19 protein-coding genes are annotated in these 18867 nt (G+C 71.0%); 7 read left to right on the top strand and 12 right to left on the bottom strand.

Annotation, left to right across the window (positions count from 1 at the left end; translation table 11 throughout):
• Positions 1-59: 59 nt before the first annotated feature.
• From ACPA54_RS32570 to ACPA54_RS32535, 8 genes are all read right to left on the bottom strand, one after another.
• Positions 60-869, bottom strand: coding sequence for an ABC transporter permease (locus ACPA54_RS32570; protein WP_423535195.1), 810 nt, complete (start codon positions 867-869; stop codon positions 60-62).
• Positions 866-1822, bottom strand: a complete 957-nt coding sequence (locus ACPA54_RS32565) for an ABC transporter permease (protein ID WP_423535193.1) — start codon at positions 1820-1822, stop codon at positions 866-868. The genes ACPA54_RS32570 and ACPA54_RS32565 overlap by 4 nt, the downstream gene beginning before the upstream one ends.
• On the bottom strand, positions 1819-3063 hold the full coding sequence (locus ACPA54_RS32560; protein WP_423535191.1) for an ABC transporter ATP-binding protein: 1245 nt from the start codon (positions 3061-3063) through the stop codon (positions 1819-1821). Before ACPA54_RS32560 ends, ACPA54_RS32565 begins: the two co-directional genes overlap by 4 nt.
• Before the next feature lie 6 nt (positions 3064-3069).
• A complete protein-coding gene (locus tag ACPA54_RS32555; RefSeq protein ID WP_423535189.1) occupies positions 3070-4278 on the bottom strand; it encodes an ABC transporter substrate-binding protein in 1209 nt (402 codons plus the stop codon).
• Positions 4279-4665: 387 nt separating this feature from the next.
• Positions 4666-5541 (bottom strand): ABC transporter substrate-binding protein, encoded by an 876-nt coding sequence (locus tag ACPA54_RS32550; protein ID WP_423535188.1) that lies wholly within the window; start codon positions 5539-5541, stop codon positions 4666-4668.
• Between the two features lie 151 nt (positions 5542-5692).
• The gene (locus ACPA54_RS32545) at positions 5693-6511 is read right to left on the bottom strand and encodes a serine hydrolase domain-containing protein (RefSeq protein ID WP_423535186.1); all 819 of its coding nucleotides are present in this window, start codon (positions 6509-6511) and stop codon (positions 5693-5695) included.
• Between the two features lie 34 nt (positions 6512-6545).
• A complete protein-coding gene (locus ACPA54_RS32540) occupies positions 6546-7103 on the bottom strand; it encodes an arsenate reductase/protein-tyrosine-phosphatase family protein (RefSeq protein ID WP_423535185.1) in 558 nt (185 codons plus the stop codon).
• A 116-nt stretch (positions 7104-7219) separates the two neighbouring features.
• Positions 7220-7648: a (4Fe-4S)-binding protein gene (locus ACPA54_RS32535; RefSeq protein WP_423535183.1), complete on the bottom strand. Its 429-nt coding sequence runs from the start codon at positions 7646-7648 to the stop codon at positions 7220-7222.
• Between the two features lie 193 nt (positions 7649-7841).
• On the opposite strand from ACPA54_RS32535, the gene ACPA54_RS32530 reads away from it, so the two are divergent.
• Entirely contained in the window at positions 7842-8675 is an 834-nt protein-coding gene (locus tag ACPA54_RS32530) for an SDR family NAD(P)-dependent oxidoreductase (RefSeq protein ID WP_345673359.1), read from the top strand.
• A 148-nt stretch (positions 8676-8823) separates the two neighbouring features.
• Positions 8824-9525: a restriction endonuclease gene (locus ACPA54_RS32525; RefSeq protein WP_423535181.1), complete on the top strand. Its 702-nt coding sequence runs from the start codon at positions 8824-8826 to the stop codon at positions 9523-9525.
• A 55-nt stretch (positions 9526-9580) separates the two neighbouring features.
• Here the strand turns inward: ACPA54_RS32525 and ACPA54_RS32520 are convergent, their stop codons facing one another.
• The 3 genes from ACPA54_RS32520 to ACPA54_RS32510 are packed head-to-tail and all read right to left on the bottom strand — an operon-like array spanning position 9581 to position 11578.
• On the bottom strand, positions 9581-9805 hold the full coding sequence (locus ACPA54_RS32520) for an FmdB family zinc ribbon protein (RefSeq protein WP_345673361.1): 225 nt from the start codon (positions 9803-9805) through the stop codon (positions 9581-9583).
• Positions 9806-9831: 26 nt separating this feature from the next.
• On the bottom strand, positions 9832-10659 hold the full coding sequence (locus ACPA54_RS32515; RefSeq protein WP_423535178.1) for an ABC transporter permease: 828 nt from the start codon (positions 10657-10659) through the stop codon (positions 9832-9834).
• Positions 10643-11578: an ABC transporter ATP-binding protein gene (locus ACPA54_RS32510; protein ID WP_423535176.1), complete on the bottom strand. Its 936-nt coding sequence runs from the start codon at positions 11576-11578 to the stop codon at positions 10643-10645. Before ACPA54_RS32510 ends, ACPA54_RS32515 begins: the two co-directional genes overlap by 17 nt.
• Positions 11579-11671: 93 nt before the next feature.
• On the opposite strand from ACPA54_RS32510, the gene ACPA54_RS32505 reads away from it, so the two are divergent.
• The 4 genes from ACPA54_RS32505 to ACPA54_RS32490 all read left to right on the top strand — a co-directional run bounded on the left by ACPA54_RS32505 (position 11672) and on the right by ACPA54_RS32490 (position 15822).
• Complete coding sequence (locus tag ACPA54_RS32505; protein WP_423535175.1) at positions 11672-12304, top strand: TetR/AcrR family transcriptional regulator; 633 nt, start codon at positions 11672-11674, stop codon at positions 12302-12304.
• Between the two features lie 147 nt (positions 12305-12451).
• Positions 12452-13969: an aldehyde dehydrogenase gene (gene adh, locus ACPA54_RS32500; protein WP_423535173.1), complete on the top strand. Its 1518-nt coding sequence runs from the start codon at positions 12452-12454 to the stop codon at positions 13967-13969.
• 44 nt (positions 13970-14013) lie between these two features.
• Positions 14014-14397: a DUF779 domain-containing protein gene (locus tag ACPA54_RS32495; RefSeq protein WP_423535171.1), complete on the top strand. Its 384-nt coding sequence runs from the start codon at positions 14014-14016 to the stop codon at positions 14395-14397.
• A gap of 279 nt (positions 14398-14676) precedes the next feature.
• Positions 14677-15822: a steroid 3-ketoacyl-CoA thiolase gene (locus ACPA54_RS32490; protein ID WP_423535169.1), complete on the top strand. Its 1146-nt coding sequence runs from the start codon at positions 14677-14679 to the stop codon at positions 15820-15822.
• Positions 15823-15912: 90 nt separating this feature from the next.
• Here the strand turns inward: ACPA54_RS32490 and ACPA54_RS32485 are convergent, their stop codons facing one another.
• Positions 15913-16968, bottom strand: a complete 1056-nt coding sequence (locus ACPA54_RS32485) for an MBL fold metallo-hydrolase (protein ID WP_423535167.1) — start codon at positions 16966-16968, stop codon at positions 15913-15915.
• Positions 16969-17281: 313 nt separating this feature from the next.
• Here ACPA54_RS32485 and ACPA54_RS32480 point away from each other — a divergent pair, with 313 nt between their 5' ends.
• Entirely contained in the window at positions 17282-18733 is a 1452-nt protein-coding gene (locus ACPA54_RS32480) for an aldehyde dehydrogenase (protein ID WP_345673366.1), read from the top strand.
• Positions 18734-18867 lie beyond the last annotated feature (134 nt).

Below are 18867 nucleotides of genomic sequence, written 5' to 3'. Positions count from 1 at the left end.
CCGCCACCGTACGGCCGCACCAGGGCTGCCACCGGCCGGGACACGTCCCGGCCGCACCCTCACGCCTTCGTACGGCCCCGGCCGCGCCGGCCCACCAACTGCGCCGCGAGCACGGCCAGCACCGAAACCAGGAGCATCGCCGAACCGATGACATTGATCTGCGGGGGAGTACCGCGCTGCGACGCACCCCAGACGAACATCGGAAAGGTGACGGTGTCGGGGCCGGCGTTGAAGTTCGTGATGATGAAGTCGTCGAAGGAGAGGGCGAACGCGAGCATCGCGCCCGCGGCGATGCCGGGTGCGGCCAGGGGGAGCGTCACACGGAGGAACACCTGGACGGGGGAGGCGTAGAGGTCTCGCGCGGCTTCCTCGACGTTCGCGTCCATGCCGAGCACGCGTGCTTTGACGGCGGTGATCACGAAACTCACGCAGAAGGTGATGTGCGCGATGAGGATCGTGGTGAAGCCCGCGTCCATGCCCATGCTCAGGAACAGCATGCCGATGGACGCGGCCATCACGATCTCCGGCATCGCCATCGGCAGGAAGATCAGCGAATTGACCGGGCCGCGCGCCCGGAACCGGTAGCGGGCCAGCGCGAACGCCGCCAACGTGCCGAGGACCGTGGCGCCGAGGGTCGCCAGCACGGCGATCTTCAGACTGAGCGTGACCGAGTCGCACATGCCGGCGACCCCGCACGGGTCCGTCCACGCGTCCGTGGAAAAGCTCGACCACTCGTAGTTGTAGCGCCCCTTCGGCTTGTTGAAGGAGAAGGCCACCACCACGACGTTCGGCGCGAGCATGTAAACGAGCGTGCCGAGGCCCGCGACGACCACGAGATTGCGCTTGAGCCAGGACCAGACAGCCGTCATACCAGGTCCTCCGTGCCGGCGCGGCGGATGTAGATGGTGACGATCGCCAGGATGACCGCCATCAGGACGAACGAGAGTGCGGCCGCGGTCGGATAGTCGTGGACCTTCAGATAGCGCGCCTGGATGACGTTGCCGATCATCGTCTCCTGCGGCGCGCCGAGCAGCTGCGCGTTGATGTAGTCGCCGGACGCCGGGATGAACGTCAGCAGCGTGCCCGCCACCACGCCCGGCATCGACAGCGGCAGCGTGACGCGGCGGAAGACCGCGGCGGGACTCGCGTACAAGTCCCGGGCGGCCTCGTGCAGGCGCGGGTCGATGCGTTCGAGCGAGGCGTACAGCGGCAGGATCATGAACGGGAGGAAGTTGTAGGTCAACCCGGTCACCACCGCGAGCGGGGTCGCCAGGACGCGGTCGCCCTCGGTCAGGCCGAGCGTCGCGGTCAGGTTGGTGATGTGCAGGTCGTTGAGGTAGCCGACCACCGCGCCGTTGTCCGACAGGATCGTCTTCCAGGCGAGCGTGCGGACCAGGAAGCTCGTGAAGAACGGGGCGATGACGAGGACCAGCAGGACGTTGCGCCAGCGCCCGGCGCGGAACGCGATCGTGTAGGCGAGCGGGTAGGCCAGGATCAGGCACAGGACCGTCGCGCTGCCGGCGTAGTAGAGCGAGCGCAGGAAGTGCTCGTCGTACTCGGAAAGCGCGTCGGAGAACGTCGACCACGACCACGTGACGCCGAACCCCGTCTCCAGGGAGCCGGACGACACCGACATCTTCGCCTGGTAGTAGACGGGGACGAGGAAGAACAGCACCAGCCACGCGATGCCGGGCAGCAGCAACAGGTACGGGGCGCGCCGGATTTCGCGCCAGAAGGCGCGCAAGGCCCGGCGGGCGGGGGAGGGCGGGCGGGGCTTGGCTGCGGATTCCGGCCGGGCTTCGAGATCGGCGGGCGCGGTCACCGGAGGGGCTCCGGGGCGGGTTCTTCCGCCGGCGCCTCGGTCGTTGCCCGGCTTGCTTCCGACGCTTCCGACGCTTCCGACGCTTCCGCCGTGTCGGCGGTGTCGGCGGCGTCGAGGCCGAAGCCGTGCTTGGGATCCCAGTGGAGGAGGACCGGGTCGCCGACGCGCGGGCGGTAGTCGTCGCGGTTCTGGGCGAAGACGACCAGCTCGGGGCCTTGGTGGGTGCGGACGCGGTACTCGGTGGAGACGCCGATGAATCCCGTTTCGGTGACGATGCCGGGCATGCGGTTGCGTCCGGCGGACACGGCGCGGATCTCGTCGTCGGAACCGGCCTCGGCCATGGTGATCTTCTCGGGGCGGATGCCCATGACGAAGGTGTCGCGGGTCGCGGTGCTGCGTTCGTCGGGCAGGGTCATGCGGCCGCCGAAGACGTCGAGCTGGAGATGGCCGCCGCGGCGGGCGGTGACGCGGGCGGGCAGCAGGTTGGACTGGCCGAGGAAGTTGGCCACGAAGGCGGTGCGGGGGGACTCGTACAGCTCTTCGGGGGAGCCGAGTTGTTCGATCATTCCGTCGTTCATGACCGCGATGGTGTCGGCCATGGTCATGGCTTCTTCCTGGTCGTGCGTGACATGCACGAACGTGATGCCCACGTCGGTCTGGATGCGCTTCAGTTCGAGCTGCATCTGGCGGCGGAGTTTGAGGTCGAGCGCGCCGAGGGGTTCGTCCAGGAGGAGTACCTGCGGGCGGTTGATGAGCGCGCGGGCCAAGGCAACGCGCTGCTGTTGGCCGCCGGAGAGCTGCGCGGGCTTGCGGTCCGACAGGTGGCCGAGTTGGACGAGGCCGAGCATCTCCGCGACGGGGGCGGCGACATCCTTGCGGCCTTTGCGGCGGAGGCCGAAGGCGACGTTTTCGGCGACGGTGAGGTGCGGGAAGAGCGCGTAGTTCTGGAAGACGGTGTTGACGGGGCGCTTGTGGGGCGGGAGCGCGGTGATGTCCTCGCCGCCCAGGCGGACGCGGCCTGAGGTCGGGTTCTCGAGTCCGGCGATCATGCGGAGGGTGGTGGTCTTGCCGCAGCCGGAGGCGCCGAGGAGGGCGAAGAAGGAGCCTGCGGGGATCTTCAGGTCGAGGGGGTGGACGGCGGTGAATTTGTTGAAGGCTTTGTGGAGGGAGAGGAGTTCGACGCTGCCGGGGGCGTTGTCGGGGTTTGCGCCGGGGGACTTGAGTGGTGTGGTGTCGTCCATGGCCGGTCACGCGCCTGTGAGTTTGGCGAACGCGGCCTCGTAGCGGGTTTCCTCGTCTTCGGTGAGGGCGCGGAAAGCGTGGCCCTTGGCGGTGACCTCGGGTGTCGGAAGGACGAGCGGGTTGTTCGCCATGTCGGGCGATATTTTGAGGAGTTCGTCGCGGATGCCGGACACCGGCGAGATGTAGTTGATGGAGGCGACGAGCTGGGCGGCGACGGGCGGCTGGTAGTAGAAGTCGACCAGCTTCTCGGCGTTGTCCTTGTGCTGGGCCTTGATGGGGAGGAGCAGTTCGTCGGTGGACGAGGCGTATCCGTGGTCGGGGATGACGAACTCCACCTCGGGGTGCTCGGCTTTGATCTGGACGAGGTCGCCGGACCAGGCGAGGCAGGCGGCGATGTCGCCGGAGCCCAGTTCCTGCGCGTAGTCGTTGCCGGTGAAGCGGCGAATCTGCTGTTTGTCGACGGCCTTCTGGACTTTGTCGATCGCCGCGTTGAAGTCGTCGTCGGTGAACTTCTCCGGGGACTTGCCCATCGCGAGGAGCACCATGCCGATGGTGTCGCGCATTTCGGTGAGCAGCGCGACCTTGCCCTTGAGCTTCTCGTTGGTCAGCAGGTCTTCGACCGATGTGGGACGGAAACCGTCGGTGGCCTTGGCGTTGTAGGCGATCAACGTGGAGAGTTCGGCCCACGGGTAGGCGAATTCGCGCTGCGGGTCCCAGGAGTTGCCGCGGAAGCGCGCGTCGAGGTTCCGGGCGGCGTTGGGGACGTTGGCGGGGTTGTACTTCTGGACGTAGCCGAGCCGGACCATTTTGGCGGCGAGCCAGTTGGTGAGGACGATCAGGTCGCGTTTGGTGTCCTTGCCCTTGGCGAGCTGGGGCTGGATCTTGGCGAAGAACTCGTTGTTGTCGTTGATGTCTTCGGTGTACTTGACCTTCAGGCCGGTTTGCTGAGTGAAGGCTTCGAGGGTGGGGTGCTTGGACTTGTCCTTGTCGTCGACGTCGATGTAGAGGGGCCAGTTCGAGAAGACGACGTCGGCGTCGCTGCCGCCCCCGCTGTCACTGCAGGCGGTGGCGAAGGTGCCGGTGGCGGCGAGGAGTCCGGTGGCGGCGGTGCCGCGGAGGAGGCTTCGGCGGGAGAGCGCGCCGCGGCCGGTGGTGAGGGACCGGACGGCGGCGGCTCTGGTGGGCGGGGAGAGGCGGGAGAGGAAAGGGTGCACGTGGAGCCTCCTGGCGGATGGCAGGGGGGAGGGGGCCCAAAAAAGGTGCGGCGAAGGGGCGTCGGAGGGAGTGACGGGCACACACGCGGGCGATCACGCACGCAGGCAAGCGCACAAGCAGAAAGACGCCGGATTCGGTGCCGAAAACGCGATTGCGGTACCGGTTCCGCTTGGGCATGAACGATTCCGGCACGAGATCGCCCGAGCAATGGACATCTTGTCAATTTCGGGCACGGAAATTGACGGTGTGTCAGAAACCCGCGCGTGTCGCGGACTTGATGGGCGGACACGTCCGGGATGTCCACCGTAGGGCATCGGCCCGGCCGGTTGGCGTGCGCACTGCCCCCTCGCGAGGCCAAGTGCACGAACGCCGCGGCCTGCGCACAGCTACTTGCGAGACCGCGCAGCGTCCCGCAAGGCCTCGGCGAGTCCGGTGAGGAATCGGGCGTGGGCGTCGGGGCTCGGTGGGAGCTCCGGGTTCCACGGGAGGAGCCGGGTGCGGCCGGCGAGGGCAGGGTCCGTCGGGCCGGCGTGGGCGCGGGCGTCGGTCAGGACGATGTCCGGTTGCCAGGAGATGACTTCGTCCCACGTGGTGGTGTGCCAGTTGATGCCTGGGCCGTCGGGTGGTTCCGGCAAGGTGGCGCCGAGGGCGTGCAGGGCGGTGAGGTCGGACCAGGTGTGCGGGCGGGCGACGTAGACCTGGTCCGGGCCCGCGGACGAGACCGCGGTGATGCGTATGTCCCCGGCGGAGGCCGCGGCGGCACGGAACAGACCTTCGGCCGCGTCGAGTTCGTGCGCCGCCTCGGGCCGCTCGGGTGCGCCGAGGGCGTGGGCGAGTTCGGCGAAGCGCTCCCGGATTCCGGTGAGGCCGCGGTCGGCGGCCACGGACAGTGCCAGCACCGGGACGTGCTCTTCGAGGTGCTTGGCCGTCTCGGGGGCGATCGCGTAGACCGCGCTGCCGCCGTATGTGACCGCGACCAGCAGGTCCGGCTCGGCGGCCAGCAGCGTGCCGACGTCGAGCCCGGCCCCGGCGCCGAGGTACGGCACGTCGCCCATCGGAAGACGGCCGGTCTTCGCCGGATCCGCTGTCGTCTCGTCGTCGTGCGGGGATCCGAAGACGCCTGCCGGGCGGATCCCGTGGTCCCACAGCGCCGCGCCGGCCTGCACGTAGGTGACGACGCGCCGCGGGCGCTCCGGCGCGCTCGCCAACTGTGCGCGGTCGTCGAGGAATTCCCACGGTGTCCGGTCATGCGGGTGGCTCATGCTTCCCCCGATGCTCGTCCGGCGGTTTGTCCGGTATCGGTCTCCGGCCAGTCTCGGGGGTGTGCCGGGCTCGCGGCCAGCGGCTTTGTGGCCTTTGCGTCGGCGCGCGCGCAAAACGGCCGAAGCCGGGGTGGGTGGGGATGAACCTTCTTCAGCCGCGGGCGAGTTCGGCGACGACGGCGTCGTTGAACGGCGGCCACGCCTCGATCGCCCACGGGCCGAAGTCGCGGTCGGCCAGGGCCACGGTTGCGGCGCGGGCCTCGGGGTCGACCCACAGGAAGGTGCCGGCCTGTCCGAAGTGGCCGAAAGTCGCGGGGGAGTTGGTGGCGCCCGTCCAGTGCGGCGATTTGGTGCCGCGGATCTCGACGCCGAGGCCCCAGTTGTTGGGGCGCTGCAGCCCGTAGCCGGGGACGACGCCGTCCAGGCCGGGGAACTGCACGGTCGTCGCCTCGGCGACGGTCTCCGGCGCGAGCAGCTTGGGGGCCATCAGCTCGGCGGCGAACTTCGCCAGGTCGGCGACGGTGGAGACGCCGCCCGCGGCAGGCGACCCGTCGAGGCTGCTGTCCGCCATGCCGAGCGGGCGGAAGACCGCCTCGTTCAGGTAGACGCCGAACGGGATCGCGCAGGCCTGCTCGACGTGCCGGGCCAGGACCTCGAAGCCGGCGTTCGAGTAGATGCGGCGCTGTCCGGGGCGGGCCATGACCCGCTCGTGGTCGAAGGCGTAGCCGGCGGTGTGTGCCAGGAGGTGGCGGACCGTCGCGCCCTCGGGCCCGGCGGGCTCGTCCAGCTCGATGCCGCCTTCCTCGATCGCGACCAGCACGGCGTACGCGGTCAGCGGCTTGGTCACCGACGCCAGCGGGAACCGGTGCCCGGCCGGTCCGTGGATGCCCGCCACGCTTCCGTCGGCCCGGACCACCGCCGCGGCGGCATGGGGGACGGGCCAGGACTCGATCACGCGCAGGCTTTCCACGGGACGAGCTTATGCGAGCACGCCGGGGCGCCCGTCACACGTCCAGGCGTGGCAGCACGGTCCGCATCAGGCCGTCGATCTCGGCCGCGCAGGCGAGGTAGTCCTCGACCTCGCCGCCGCCCGGGTCGACGACGTCCTCCCATTCCAGGTCGAGCGTCACCGTGTCCAGGGACAGCGCGGCGACGCGCTCGGCGAGCGGTGCGGGGCCGTCGGCGAGGTCCCGGGCGAGCCGGTGCAGCGTCGCCGTCTTGGCGGCCGCTTCCGGATGGTTGCGGCGGATGTACGTGACGTGCTCGCAGGCCAGCGCCACGACGACGGCGGCCTCGGCGAGGTGCTCCGCGGTCAGCTGCGTGCTGCGGTGCGCGTCCGCGGTGATGGCGAGCGTTTCGAGGGCGCGCCGGGTCCGCCAGCTGACCGGCTGTCCTTCGATGACGAACGTGCCCGCGGTGCGGACCGGCCGCGCCGGGTAGGCGCGCGCGGCGAGGACGCCGGCGATCACCGAGCGGGTGGCGTTCCCGGTGCAGATGAACAGCAGCGGCGCGGCGTCGGCGGGTGCGGGCGCGGGCGAAGCGTCGGCCGGGCGTTCGGTCATGCCCGCAGGGTAGCGGGGCGGCCGTGCGGCATGGTGAACGGGCGTTCGAAGCACTCGGCTGTGCGGACGCGAGGGGTGCGGCTGCGGAGACCCGTGCGGCGAATGCGCCGTCCGGTTCACTTCCAGTTCTTGTCCTCCAGCAGGCAGGCGTTGCTGCCGTCGCAATAGGGCTGGTTGCCGCTGTGTCCGCAGCGGCACAGGGCCGCGCGGGTTTCGTGCGCGTGCTTGCCGTCGGGCGTGCGCAGCACCAGGTGGCCGCGTATCACCAGCGGGCCGCCGGGCACCGCGGTGATCGTCGTCGGGTGCTGCGGGTCCTCGGGGGCGCCGCCGGTGACCGTGTAGTGCAGTGCGCCGCTCGGGCACCGCGACACGACGTCGGCGATCTCCTCGGGGGACGCGCCGTCCGGGTCCACCCAGGGCCTTCGGGCGGTGTCGAACACCGGGGGCAGGCCGCGGACGCATTCGCCGGAGTGCAGGCAGCGGTGTGCGTCGAACGTCACCGTGACGTTCTTGCCTTCGTAGACCTTGGCGGGGGTGTCGGTCATGTCCGTGCCTCCGTGCTTTCGTGCTCGGAGCGAGGTTGTCCCGATGTATCCCGTTACCCGGGGGGCCCGCGGTAAACCGGGCCGGCGGGACGGGCGGCCGGAGTGGCGGGCGGCCGCGCTTGACCTTGGTCGCGCGGACGGCCACGATGCAGGAATCTGACGTTCTGTCAGATATCTCGAGAACGTGGAGGCGATGTCCGTGCTGAACCCCGAACCGCTGGCCGGACGTGTCGCCGTCGTCACCGGGGGCGGCGCCGGCATCGGCGGCGGCGTGTCGCGGCTGCTCGCGCAGGCGGGCGCCCTGGTCGTGATCAACGACATCGAGGCCGAATACGCCGAAGCCGCCGCGAAGGACATCACCGAAGCGGGCGGGCAGGCCATCGTCGTCGTCGGCGACATCCGCGAGCCGGAGACCGTCGTGCGGCTCCGCGACGCGGCGCTCGGCGCGGCCGGCGGACGGATCGACGTGCTGGTCAACAACGTGGGCGACTACCGTCCGTCGTCGGTCTTCCTGCGCAGCACCGAAGAGGACTGGGCGGCTTCCCACGCGATCAACTTCGAGCACGTGCTGCGCGTGACGCACGCGATCCTGCCGACCATGGTCGAGCAGGGCTCGGGCAGCATCGTCAACGTCTCGACGGTCGAGGCGATCCGCGGGATCCCGGGATGCCCGGTGTATTCGGCGTACAACGCGGCGGTCATCGCGTTCACCAAGAGCCTCGCCGTGGACGTGGCCCGCAAGGGCGTGCGCGTCAACGCGATCGCCCCCGACATGGCGGACACCCTGCAGACCCCCGCCGAGGCGATGCTGCGCGGCCGCGACCCGAAGCTGATCGGCTCGTGGATCCCGCTCGCCCGGTTCGGGCAGCCGGAGGACTACGCACGTGTCGTGCTGTTCCTCGCCTCCGACGACTCCGGGTTCGTCACCGGGCACCTGATCCCCGTGGACGGCGGCACCATCGCGGCGAGCGGCTGGCACGGCAAGGCCAACGGCAAGGGCTGGACCAATCTGCCCGACCAGGCCTGACCCCTGCCTTCGCAGGGACGTTTTCCGCGGGCTCGCGCGACCGCAGGTGCGGTTTGCGCGAGCCCGCGGTATTTCCCGGCCCGCCGGGGAACCACCCGCACGAGTTCGATCGTCAGGCGGGGAAACCGGGCGGCAGGGGGCGGGCGTTATGGCGCGGCGGCAGGCGTACGGGACTCCGAGACGCAGATTGTGGGCGGCGCTCGGCGCGCTGCTCGTGCTGGTCGAAGGCGTCGGCATCGGAGCGTGGATCGCGGTCCGCGAGGACGACCGGGCGGAGGTGCCGTGGCTGCTCGGCGTCTCCTGCGCGGTCGGCGGCGCCGCGGTGGTGGCGGCCTGGTGGTGGCTCACCCGGGGCGGGCGGACGGCGCAGCCGCCGGGGGACCGGCTCGGCTACGAACGCACCTCGGTCCTGGACACCCTCGGCCGGATGGATCCGGTGCGGCTCGGCGACCACGTCGCGGAGCTGTGCACGCGCGACGGCGTGCACGAGGTGGAGACGTCGCGGGTGGCCGGCGACGCGCGCTCGGTCGACGTGCTGGGCACGTTGGCGGACGGCACGCGCGTGGTCGTGCGCTGCCGCACCGAATCGCACGCCTCGACGGTGTCGGGGGCCGTGGTGGAACGGTTCGGGGCGGTCGCGGCCTATGCGGGGCGGACTCTCGTGCTGGCGTCCACCGCGGGCTCGTTCTCGCCGAAGGCCCGCGGGCTGGCAGGCCGCGTGCAGTTGGTCGACCAGCGGGCGCTGGCGCGGTGGCAGGTCGACGGCGAGGTACCCGCGGGGTTGGCGGCACCCGCCCCCGTGCCCGAGCCGGGCAAGGCGCGGAAGCCGGGACGCAGCCCGGCATCCTGACGCCGCGTACCGCGGTCGGGCCCCGCCGCGGGATTGCGCGTCGGCCACAGCGGCGTCAGCCGCAGCAGCCTCCGCCGCAGCACCCGCCGCCCCCGGCCGGCCGCGGCGCGGGCGCCGGAGCGGATCCGGAACCGCCGCGGGCGATGCCGACCGCGGACAGCAGCTTCACGGTGTCGTCGTGCCCCGCGGGGCAGGCCGCGGGCGCGGAGGACTCGGCCATCGGGCGGTTGACGGCGAACGTGTCGCCGCAGGCACGGCAGCGGAACTCGTAGGTGGGCATGAGGGAAGAGTAGCGAGCGGGCCCCGCTACAGCGCCACCAACCGGCCGCCCTGCCCCTGCAGCCGCACCGCCGCCAGCGACCCGCACGCCGCGGCGGCGCCGAGCAGCACCCCGCACGCCGCGCCGACCGCGCCCGCGTCCCCCGCGAGGGCCGCGTGCAGGCCCCGCACCGCCCAATAGCCCGGCGACACCGGTGCCACGGCCGCGACCCACCCCGGCAGCGCCGCGAGCGGCACCATGGCGCCGCCGAGGCTGCTCAGCAGCATTCCGCCGATGTCGTACGACGCCGACAACTCGCTCATGCTGCGGGCCACCACACCGAGCAGTGCGCCCAGGCCGAGCAAGGTGCAGCTCCAGGCGAACAGCACACCCAGCACGAGCAGCGGGTGCGGCATCGGCAGCCCGAACGCGGCGACCGCGAATCCGAGGATCGCCAATTGCTGGGTGAGCAGCGCGGCGAACACCGGGACCGCTTTGCCGGCCAGCAACTCCGCCGGATGCAGGGGCGTCCCGCGCAGCCGGTCCCAGGTGTGGCCGAGGCGTTCGGTGAGGATTGCGCTGCCGGAGATGCTCATCGCGAGAAGCGAGAACGTCACCAGCGTGCCGACCGCGGCCTGCTCGGTGCCGTCCTCGCGGCCCTGCGCGGCCAGGTAGAGCGGGCGGAGCAGGGTGAGGAAGACGAGCGGCAGGATCAGGCGGCTCAGCAGCGGTCCCGGTTCGCGCAGCATCAGGAGGGTGTTGTGGCGGACCAGGGCGCCGAGGCGGGTCAGGTCGAGGCGGGTCAGGGAGTCGCGCGGCGGCTCGGTGCTCTCGGGCGGGCCGAGTCGGAGTGCGGATTCAGGCGGCGGCGTCATGGTGGTCCGCTCCCGTCGTGGCTTCAGTGCTCTCTGCGCTGCCGGCGCTTCCGGCGCTTTCGGTGTCTTCAGTGCTTCCGGCGCCTTCCAGGGACCGGTACAGGTCGTCCAGGCTCGGGCGCCGGATGTCCACGGAGGCGGGCGTGCGCCCGGACGCCAGCAACTCCGCCAGCGCGCGCCCGGGATCGGTCGTCGGCAGGCGCAGTTCGGGTTCCGCCGGGTCGGCGAAGGTGACGCGGAGTTCGCCGGGCAGGTCGCGGGTGAGTTCGGCCTGCGAGCCGCGGGCCACCACGCAGCCTGCCCGGGCGAGCGCCAACGTGGCGTCGAGGTCCACGAGTTCCGGAAGGTAGTGGGTCGTGTAGACGACCGCGGCGCCCGCCTCGGCGCGGGATTTGACCGCGGCCAGCAGGGCCGCGCGGGTCTCCGGGTCGGCTCCGGCGGTGGGCTCGTCCAGCAGGAGCAGCGGCGGACCGCCGACCATGGCGGTCGCGGCCTGCACGCGGCGGCGTTGCCCGCCGGAGAGCACGGCGACCCGCCGGTCGGCAAGGTCCGTCAGCCGCAACTCGTCGAGCACGTGGTCGATTTCCGCGGCGCGGCGGGTGCGGCGCAGTCCGGCGAGCCCGGCGAAGAGGCGCAGGTTCTCCCGGACGGTGGCGGTGCCGTACACCGCGGATTCCTGCGGTGCCGCGCCGAGCAGGCGGCGGGCGGCCCGGCCGTCCCGCAGCGCGTCGTGCGGGCCGATGCGGATCCGGCCCGCGTCGGGGCGGACCAGGCCGGTCACGGTCTCCACGAATGTGGTCTTGCCGGCGCCGTTGTGGCCGATCAGGCCGACGATCTCGCCGGGTTCGACGGCGAGGTCGAAACCGTCGAGCGCCGCCTTGCTCCCGAACCGTTTCACGAGTCCTTGTGCGCTGAGCATCCTTCTCCCCGTGGTGGTATACGCCGTACACGTCTACGCCGTACACGTCTACGCTGTATACGTCTACGCTGTATACGTCTACACTGTAGACCCATGACGGGCAGGCGGGAAGAGATCCTGGACGCGGCGCTGGCCATCGCCGACGAAGGCGGCCTCGACGCCGTCTCCATGCGGGCGCTGGCCGAGCGGGTCGGCGTCACGCCCATGGCCCTGTACCGCCACGTCAGCGACAAGTCGGCGCTGCTCGACGCCATGGTCGGCCGCCTCCTCGCCGGCCTGCTGCCGACCGCGGCCGCGCCGGAGCAGCCGTGGGACGTCCGGCTCGCCGCCCTCGCGCGCGCCTGCCGGGCCGCCGCGCAGCGCCATCCGTGGGCCGCCTACCTGCTGTTCTCCCGGCCGGCCGTCACTCCGGACGCGGTCCGGGCGGTGGACGTCATCTACGGCGCCCTCCTCGAAGCCGGCGTGCCCGAGCCCGAAGTGCCCCGGCTGGAACGCCTGGTCAGCACCTTCGTGCTCGGCTTCGCGGCTTCCGAGGCCGCCGGGCGCTTCGCCCCCGGCGAGGCCGACCCGCGTACCCGCCGCGGCCGGATGCCCGACGAGGAACTGCCGCACCACCACGCCCTCGGGCCGTGGGTGGAGCTGCCGGCCGACCTCACCGCCGAGTTCGAAGCGGACCTCGCCGACATTCGGCGGCTCGTCGAAGCAGTCGCCCGCCGCGACGCCTGACCACGCGTCCGGCCGCGACGCACCGTCCGCGCCCGATCACCGCGAGCCCTGGTGCAAAGTCCCGCACGGTACTAGTTTCCTGGCATACCCGAGGGCCCACCGCCCTTGTGCGGCAGGGCTCTTCGTCGTGCGCGCCGAGGAGGACACGTGGTGTACCAACGGCCCGGAACGGCCGGCAGCGTCATCGACTTCCAGGACAGGTACGACAACTTCATCGGCGGCAAACACGTACCGCCCGTGCTCGGACAGTACTTCGCCAACGTCTCGCCGGTCACCGGGCAGCCCTACTGCGACGTCGCCCGCTCCACCGCCGAAGACGTCGAACTCGCCCTCGACGCCGCGCACGCCGCGGCCGACGGCTGGGGACGCACCAGCGCCGCGGAACGCTCCCGCATCCTGCTGCGCATAGCCGACCGCATCGAGGAGAACCTCGAACGCCTCGCGGTCGCCGAAACCTGGGACAACGGCAAGCCGGTGCGGGAATCGCTCGCCGCCGACCTGCCCCTGGCCGTCGACCACTTCCGCTACTTCGCGGGCGTGATCCGCGGGCAGGAAGGCTCGATCGCGCAGATCGACGACGACACCGTCGCCTACCACTTCCACGAGCCGCTCGGCGTCGTCGGCCAGATCATCCCGTGGAACTTCCCGCTGCTGATGGCCACGTGGAAGCTCGCCCCGGCACTCGCCGCGGGCAACTGCGTGGTGATCAAGCCTGCCGAGCAGACGCCCGTCACGATCCTGCTCCTCATGGACCTGATCGCGGACCTGCTGCCGCCCGGCGTCGTCAACGTCGTCAACGGCTTCGGATTCGAGGCCGGGAAGCCGCTGGCGAGCAGCAAGCGGGTCGCGAAGATCGCGTTCACCGGCGAGACCACCACCGGCCGCCTGATCATGCAATACGCGAGCAACAACATCATTCCGGTGACGCTGGAACTGGGCGGGAAGAGCCCCAACATCTTCTGCGCCGACGTCCTCGCGGCCGACGACGACTACCTCGACAAGGCCGTCGAAGGCTTCGTGATGTTCGCACTCAACCAGGGCGAAGTCTGCACGTGCCCGTCGCGGGCGCTCGTCCACGAGTCCATCTATGACGCGTTCATGGAGCGCGCGCTGGCCCGGACCGCGGCGATCGTGCAGGGCGATCCGCTGGACCCGGCCACCATGGTCGGCGCCCAGGCATCCAACGACCAGCTCGAGAAGATCCTGTCCTACCTGGACATCGGGCGTCAGGAAGGCGCCGAGGTGCTGGCCGGCGGCAGCCGCAAGATCGTGCCCGGGCTGGAAGACGGCTACTACGTCGAGCCGACCGTGTTCAAGGGCACCAACGACATGCGGATCTTCCAGGAGGAGATCTTCGGGCCGGTGGTGTCCGTGGCCACCTTCCGTGACGACGCCGAGGCGCTGCGCATCGCCAACGACACCCTTTACGGGCTCGGCGCCGGGGTGTGGACACGCGACGCGACACGTGCGTACCGCATGGGACGCGAGATCAAGGCCGGACGCGTGTGGACGAACTGCTACCACGCCTACCCGGCGCATGCCGCGTTCGGCGGCTACAAGGCCTCCGGCATCGGCCGCGAAACGCACCGCATGATGCTCGACCACTACCAGCAGACCAAGAACCTGCTCGTCAGCTACAGCCCGAAGAAGCTGGGCTTCTTCTAGGCGCCGGGATCACGCGCACGGACCCGTCGGAGATAGGGGCAGGGATGCCGGAGAAAGTCGCGATCACCCCGGAGGCCGCCGCGCTCGTCGGCGAACTCGTGGTGCAGCACGGGCCGCTGATGTTCCATCAGAGCGGCGGGTGCTGTGACGGGTCGTCGCCGATGTGCTACCCGCGAGGCGAGTTCCTGGTCTCGGACGCCGACGTGTACCTGGGCGAGGTCGCCGGGACGCCGTTCTACATCAGCGCCGCCCAGTACGTGTACTGGCGGCACACCCACCTGACCGTGGACGTGGTGCCGGGCCGCGGCGGCGGGTTCTCCGTCGAGGCGCCGACCGGGTTCCGGTTCCTCATCCGGTCGCGCGTGTTCACCGACGCGGAAGCCGCCGAACTGGCGGAGGAACCGGTCCGCACCGGACCGGCCGGGTGACCGAGGTCACATAAATGGAGGAAAACGTGCTTTCCGGGCGGCGCCGCGGGTCTTCGCGGCGCCGCCCGGCGCGTCCGCGGGCGGACCCTACTGCCGTGTGGCGGAACGTTTCTGACGGTCGTTCATGGATTCCGTCAAATAGCCGCATAGGTGGTCGCAGGGATCGAGGAATTGTCTGATTTGCTGCGGTTCGTACGTGACGGTTCGGAGGTTGTCAACCTCTTGTCGGGCTCCACCGGGCGGGGTTAGAAACCCCTCACGGAAGAAAGGAGCCGAACCATGGCTGAACCCGTCATCGTCGAGGCGGTGCGCACTCCCGTCGGCAAGCGCGGGGGCGCGCTGTCGGCCCTGCACCCCACCGAGCTGCTCGGCCAGACCTTCCGCGAGCTGCTGGCCCGCTCCGGTGCCCAGGACGACATCGTCGAGCAGGTCGTCGGCGGCTGCGTCACGCAGGCCGGCGAGCAGAGCACCAACGTGACCCGGAACGCCTGGCTGGCCACCGGGCTGCCGTACGACACCGCGTCCACCACCGTCGACGCGCAGTGCGGCTCCGGGCAGCAGGCCGCGCACCTGCTCGCCGGGCTGATCGCGGGCGGCGTCCTGGACGTCGGCATCTCCTGCGGCGTCGAGTCGATGAGCCGGGTGCCGCTCGGCACGTCGTCGGCAGCCGGCGACGGCAGCCCGTACCCGGCGACGTGGGACATCGACCTGCCGAGCCAGTACGAGGCCGCGGAGCGCATCGCCCGCAAGTACGGCATCTCGCGCGAGGCCGCCGACGGCCTCGGCCTGCTGTCCCAGGAGCGCGCCCGCCAGGCGTGGAACAACCACCGCTTCAAGCACGAGACGTTCGGCGTCAAGGTGCCCGTCGGCGACGACGCGTGGCACCTGATCGAGGAGGACGAGGGCGTCCGCGACACGTCCTACGAGGCGCTCGCCGCGCTCCGGCCGATCCTCCCCGGCGGCATCCACACCGCCGGGACCGCGTCGCAGGTGTCCGACGGTGCGGCCGCGATCCTGTGGGCGTCGAAGAAGTCCGCCGTCGCGCTGGGCATGCGGCCGCGCGCCCGGATCGTCGCGCAGGCGCTGGTCGGCTCGGACCCGTCGCTCAACCTGGACGGCTCGATCGCGGCGACCCGGGCGGTGCTCGGGCGCGCCGGGATGAGCCTGGACGACATCGACGTGGTCGAGGTGAACGAGGCGTTCGCTTCGGTGGTGCTGGCGTGGACCCGCACGTTCGCCGCGGACATGTCGAAGGTCAACGTCAACGGCGGGTCGATCGCGCTCGGCCACCCGGTGGGCGCCACCGGGGCCCGGCTGATCACCTCGGCGCTGTCCGAATTGGAGCGCACCGACAAGGAGTTCGCCCTGATCGCGATGTGCGGTGGGGGCGGCCAGGCGTCGGGGACGATCATCCAGCGGCTCTAGAGCGGACGCCGGACGGAGTCGGCGGAACGGAAGACGGAACGGCGCTTCGGACACGGGCGCCCGCGCGGGGTGCCCGTGTCCGTTCGGCTGTCAGGCGGCCGCGTAGCGGACCGGGTCGTCCGCGTTGGCCGCGCCCGCCTGGCCGCGCTTGACCAGGTGGCGCAGGTGCGCGGCGGCTTCGCTCAGCGCGATCTGCCGGTTGTGCACGCTCAGTTGCTCCCACGGCCGGTTCCAGTCCATGCCGACCGCGATCTCCCACAGGGTGAGCGGGGCGGCGACCAGCCGGGCGTGCAGCGTGGCGAGGCGCATTTCGTGGAACGCCTTGATCTCGTCGACGCGCGCCGCGGCGTCGGCGAACCCGTGCTTGTGCGCGGGCAGGACGCCGGTGATCGGCATGGCCGCGACGCGGGACAGCGAGGCGAGGAAGTCGCCGAGCGGGTCGGCTTCCTCGGTGTCCTCGTAGAGGCCGATGTGCGGGGTGATGCCGGGCAGCAGGTGGTCGCCGGACAGCAGGCGGCCCGCGCGGGTGCCGATCTCCTCTTCGAGGTGCAGGCACACGTGGCCTGGGGTGTGGCCCGGCGTCCAGACGATGCGCACGTCGCGCCCGGCGACGTCGGCGAGTTCGCCGTGCACCAGGTTCCGGTCCGGGGTCGCCAGGGTGAAGCGCGGCTTGACGACCGACGAGGGGGAGCGCGAGCCGACCAGCTCGTCGACCGCGTCCTGCGGCGCTCCGGCGGCCTGCAGCACGGCGACGTGGTGATCGATCCACCGGTTCCGCGGCGCGGTGTTGATGAGGTTGACGTGTGCCGCGTCGGCCTCGTGCATCGCGACCCAGGCGCCGGACGCCTCGACGACCTTGTAGGTCAGGCCGTGGTGGTCGGGGTGGTTGTGCGTCGCGATGACGCCGTGCACGTCGGCGAGCGAGGTCCCGAGCGAGGCGAGCCCGGAGGTGAGCGCGGTCAGCGAGGCCGGGTCGTCCCAGCCGGCATCGACGAGCACCGGGCCGTTGGCGCTCTCCAGGACGTACACCAGGGTGTAGCCGAGCGGGTTGTCCGGGATCGGGACGGGGATCGTCCATACGCCCCCGCCGAGGTCGGTCGCCACACCTTCCGGGGTTGACGTCCTGTCAGATTCCGTTGCCGTCATGGTGGTCCTCCCCGGATCGGTGCGCGCGCAGGTCGCGCCCTGGTGCTGTCGGGCCGGTCTCGCACGTGTCATTCGGCGATGACGGGCTCCTTCGCCACCATAGAGCACCGTCTCGGCAATATAATTGACTTGGTCTAGCAGTTTGCCGCGCGATCCGCCACTCGCGTTTCTTGGGACTCCGGGTGAGACTCCAGTCTCATTCGGGCCGGGATTCCGTTGTTCCCCGGCAGCTCAACTGATATCTGTTCTACAGATCGGCACGATCGCGCGGCGCCGGACTCGCCGCGGGAGAGACAGCCACCGAGGAGGACCAGTGACGGACGTCCTGGAGTACGGCCAACTGTTCATCGACGGGCGCCTCGTCGACCCGGCGGGGTCGGACGTGATCGAGGTCGTCTCGCCGCACACCGAGCAGGTCATCGGGCGCGTCCCGCACGCCGCCAAGGCGGACGTCGACGCGGCCGTCGCCGCCGCGCGCCGCGCCTTCGACCACGGCCCCTGGCCGCGCATGGCGCTCGAGGAGCGCCTGGAGATCGTCGGCCGTATCAAGGACGCGTTCATGACGCGCTACGACGAGATCGCGCGGCTGATCAGCTCCGAGAACGGCTCGCCGTACTCGTGGAGCATCTTCGCCCAGTCGATGGGCGCCGGCATGCTCTACGACTCGGCCATCAACGCGGCCCGGAACTTCGCCTTCGAGGAGCGCCGCGCGGGCGTCCTCAACCCGCTGGTGATCCGCCGCGAGCCGGTCGGCGTGGTGGCGGCCGTCGTGCCGTGGAACGTGCCGCAGTTCGTCACCGCGGCCAAGCTCGGCCCGGCGTTCGCCGCGGGCTGCACGGTGGTCCTCAAGCCGTCCCCGGAAACCCCGCTGGACGCCTACATCCTCGCCGAGATCTGCCAGGAGGCCGGCCTGCCGGACGGCGTCCTCAACATCGTCCCGGCGGACCGCGAGGTCAGCGAATACCTGGTCGGGCACCCGGACATCGACAAGGTCGCGTTCACCGGCTCGGTCAACGCGGGCAAGCGCATCATGGAGGTCGCGGCCCGCAACCTCACCCGGGTGACCCTTGAACTCGGCGGCAAGTCCGCGGCGATCATCCTGCCGGACGCCGACCTGGAGCACACCGTCGCGGGCCTGATGCCCAACGCGTTCATGAACAACGGCCAGGCGTGCGTGTCGCAGACCCGCATCCTGGTGCCGGAGTCGCGGTACGGCGAGATCTCCGAGCGCCTCGCCGCGTGGGTGTCCGAACTCGTCGTCGGCGACCCGCTCGACCCCGCCACCCAGGTCGGCCCGCTGGTCGCCGACCGGCAGCGGCAGCGCTCCCTCGACTACATCCGCATCGGCCAGGAGGAAGGCGCGAAGGTCCTGGTCGGCGGCGGCCGTCCGGAATCGCAGCCGACCGGCTGGTACGTCGAGCCGACGCTGTTCGGCGGCGTCGACAACTCGATGCGGGTCGCCCGCGAGGAGATCTTCGGCCCGGTCGTGTGCCTGATCCCCTACGGCGACGAGGCGGACGCGGTGAAGATCGCCAACGACTCGGAGTACGGGCTGTCCGGCAGCGTCTGGACCGAGGACGTCGAACGCGGCCTCGGCATCGCCCGGCAGGTGCGCACCGGCACCTACTCGGTGAACACTTACGGCGTCGACTTCAACGGCCCGTTCGGCGGGTTCAAGAACTCCGGCATCGGCCGCGAGTTCGGCCCCGAAGGCCTGGCCGCGTACGTCGAGCACAAGTCGATCGCGCTGCCCAAGGAAAGCTGACGCGGACCGGCGGCGGGGGGCCCCCCCCCCCCGCGCCCCCCCCCCCCCCCCCCGCCGGGGGGGCCCCCCCCCGAACCCCCTAAGGGGAATTACCCCAGGGCCCGGGGCACTGGGGGGGGGTTATTAAAAACATA

Origin of the sequence: Uniformispora flossi, from assembly GCF_049534875.1 — a bacterium.
In the GTDB taxonomy this organism is placed as follows: Bacteria; Actinomycetota; Actinomycetes; order Streptomycetales; family Streptomycetaceae; genus Yinghuangia; species Yinghuangia aomiensis.
This window is presented reverse-complemented; position numbering and strand designations above follow the sequence as displayed.

What these genes read in the sequence shown, in the direction of transcription:
- ACPA54_RS32570 (WP_423535195.1), bottom strand. Translation starts at nt 869, where the DNA reads ATGACGGCTGTCTGGTCCTGGCTCAAGCGCAATCTCGTGGTCGTCGCG.
- ACPA54_RS32560 (WP_423535191.1), bottom strand. Translation starts at nt 3,063, where the DNA reads ATGGACGACACCACACCACTCAAGTCCCCCGGCGCAAACCCCGACAAC.
- ACPA54_RS32550 (WP_423535188.1), bottom strand. Translation starts at nt 5,541, where the DNA reads ATGAGCCACCCGCATGACCGGACACCGTGGGAATTCCTCGACGACCGC.
- ACPA54_RS32540 (WP_423535185.1), bottom strand. Translation starts at nt 7,103, where the DNA reads ATGACCGAACGCCCGGCCGACGCTTCGCCCGCGCCCGCACCCGCCGAC.
- ACPA54_RS32535 (WP_423535183.1), bottom strand. Translation starts at nt 7,648, where the DNA reads ATGACCGACACCCCCGCCAAGGTCTACGAAGGCAAGAACGTCACGGTG.
- ACPA54_RS32530 (WP_345673359.1), top strand. Translation starts at nt 7,842, where the DNA reads ATGTCCGTGCTGAACCCCGAACCGCTGGCCGGACGTGTCGCCGTCGTC.
- ACPA54_RS32525 (WP_423535181.1), top strand. Translation starts at nt 8,824, where the DNA reads ATGGCGCGGCGGCAGGCGTACGGGACTCCGAGACGCAGATTGTGGGCG.
- ACPA54_RS32520 (WP_345673361.1), bottom strand. Translation starts at nt 9,805, where the DNA reads ATGCCCACCTACGAGTTCCGCTGCCGTGCCTGCGGCGACACGTTCGCC.
- ACPA54_RS32515 (WP_423535178.1), bottom strand. Translation starts at nt 10,659, where the DNA reads ATGACGCCGCCGCCTGAATCCGCACTCCGACTCGGCCCGCCCGAGAGC.
- ACPA54_RS32510 (WP_423535176.1), bottom strand. Translation starts at nt 11,578, where the DNA reads ATGCTCAGCGCACAAGGACTCGTGAAACGGTTCGGGAGCAAGGCGGCG.
- ACPA54_RS32505 (WP_423535175.1), top strand. Translation starts at nt 11,672, where the DNA reads ATGACGGGCAGGCGGGAAGAGATCCTGGACGCGGCGCTGGCCATCGCC.
- ACPA54_RS32495 (WP_423535171.1), top strand. Translation starts at nt 14,014, where the DNA reads ATGCCGGAGAAAGTCGCGATCACCCCGGAGGCCGCCGCGCTCGTCGGC.
- ACPA54_RS32490 (WP_423535169.1), top strand. Translation starts at nt 14,677, where the DNA reads ATGGCTGAACCCGTCATCGTCGAGGCGGTGCGCACTCCCGTCGGCAAG.
- ACPA54_RS32485 (WP_423535167.1), bottom strand. Translation starts at nt 16,968, where the DNA reads ATGACGGCAACGGAATCTGACAGGACGTCAACCCCGGAAGGTGTGGCG.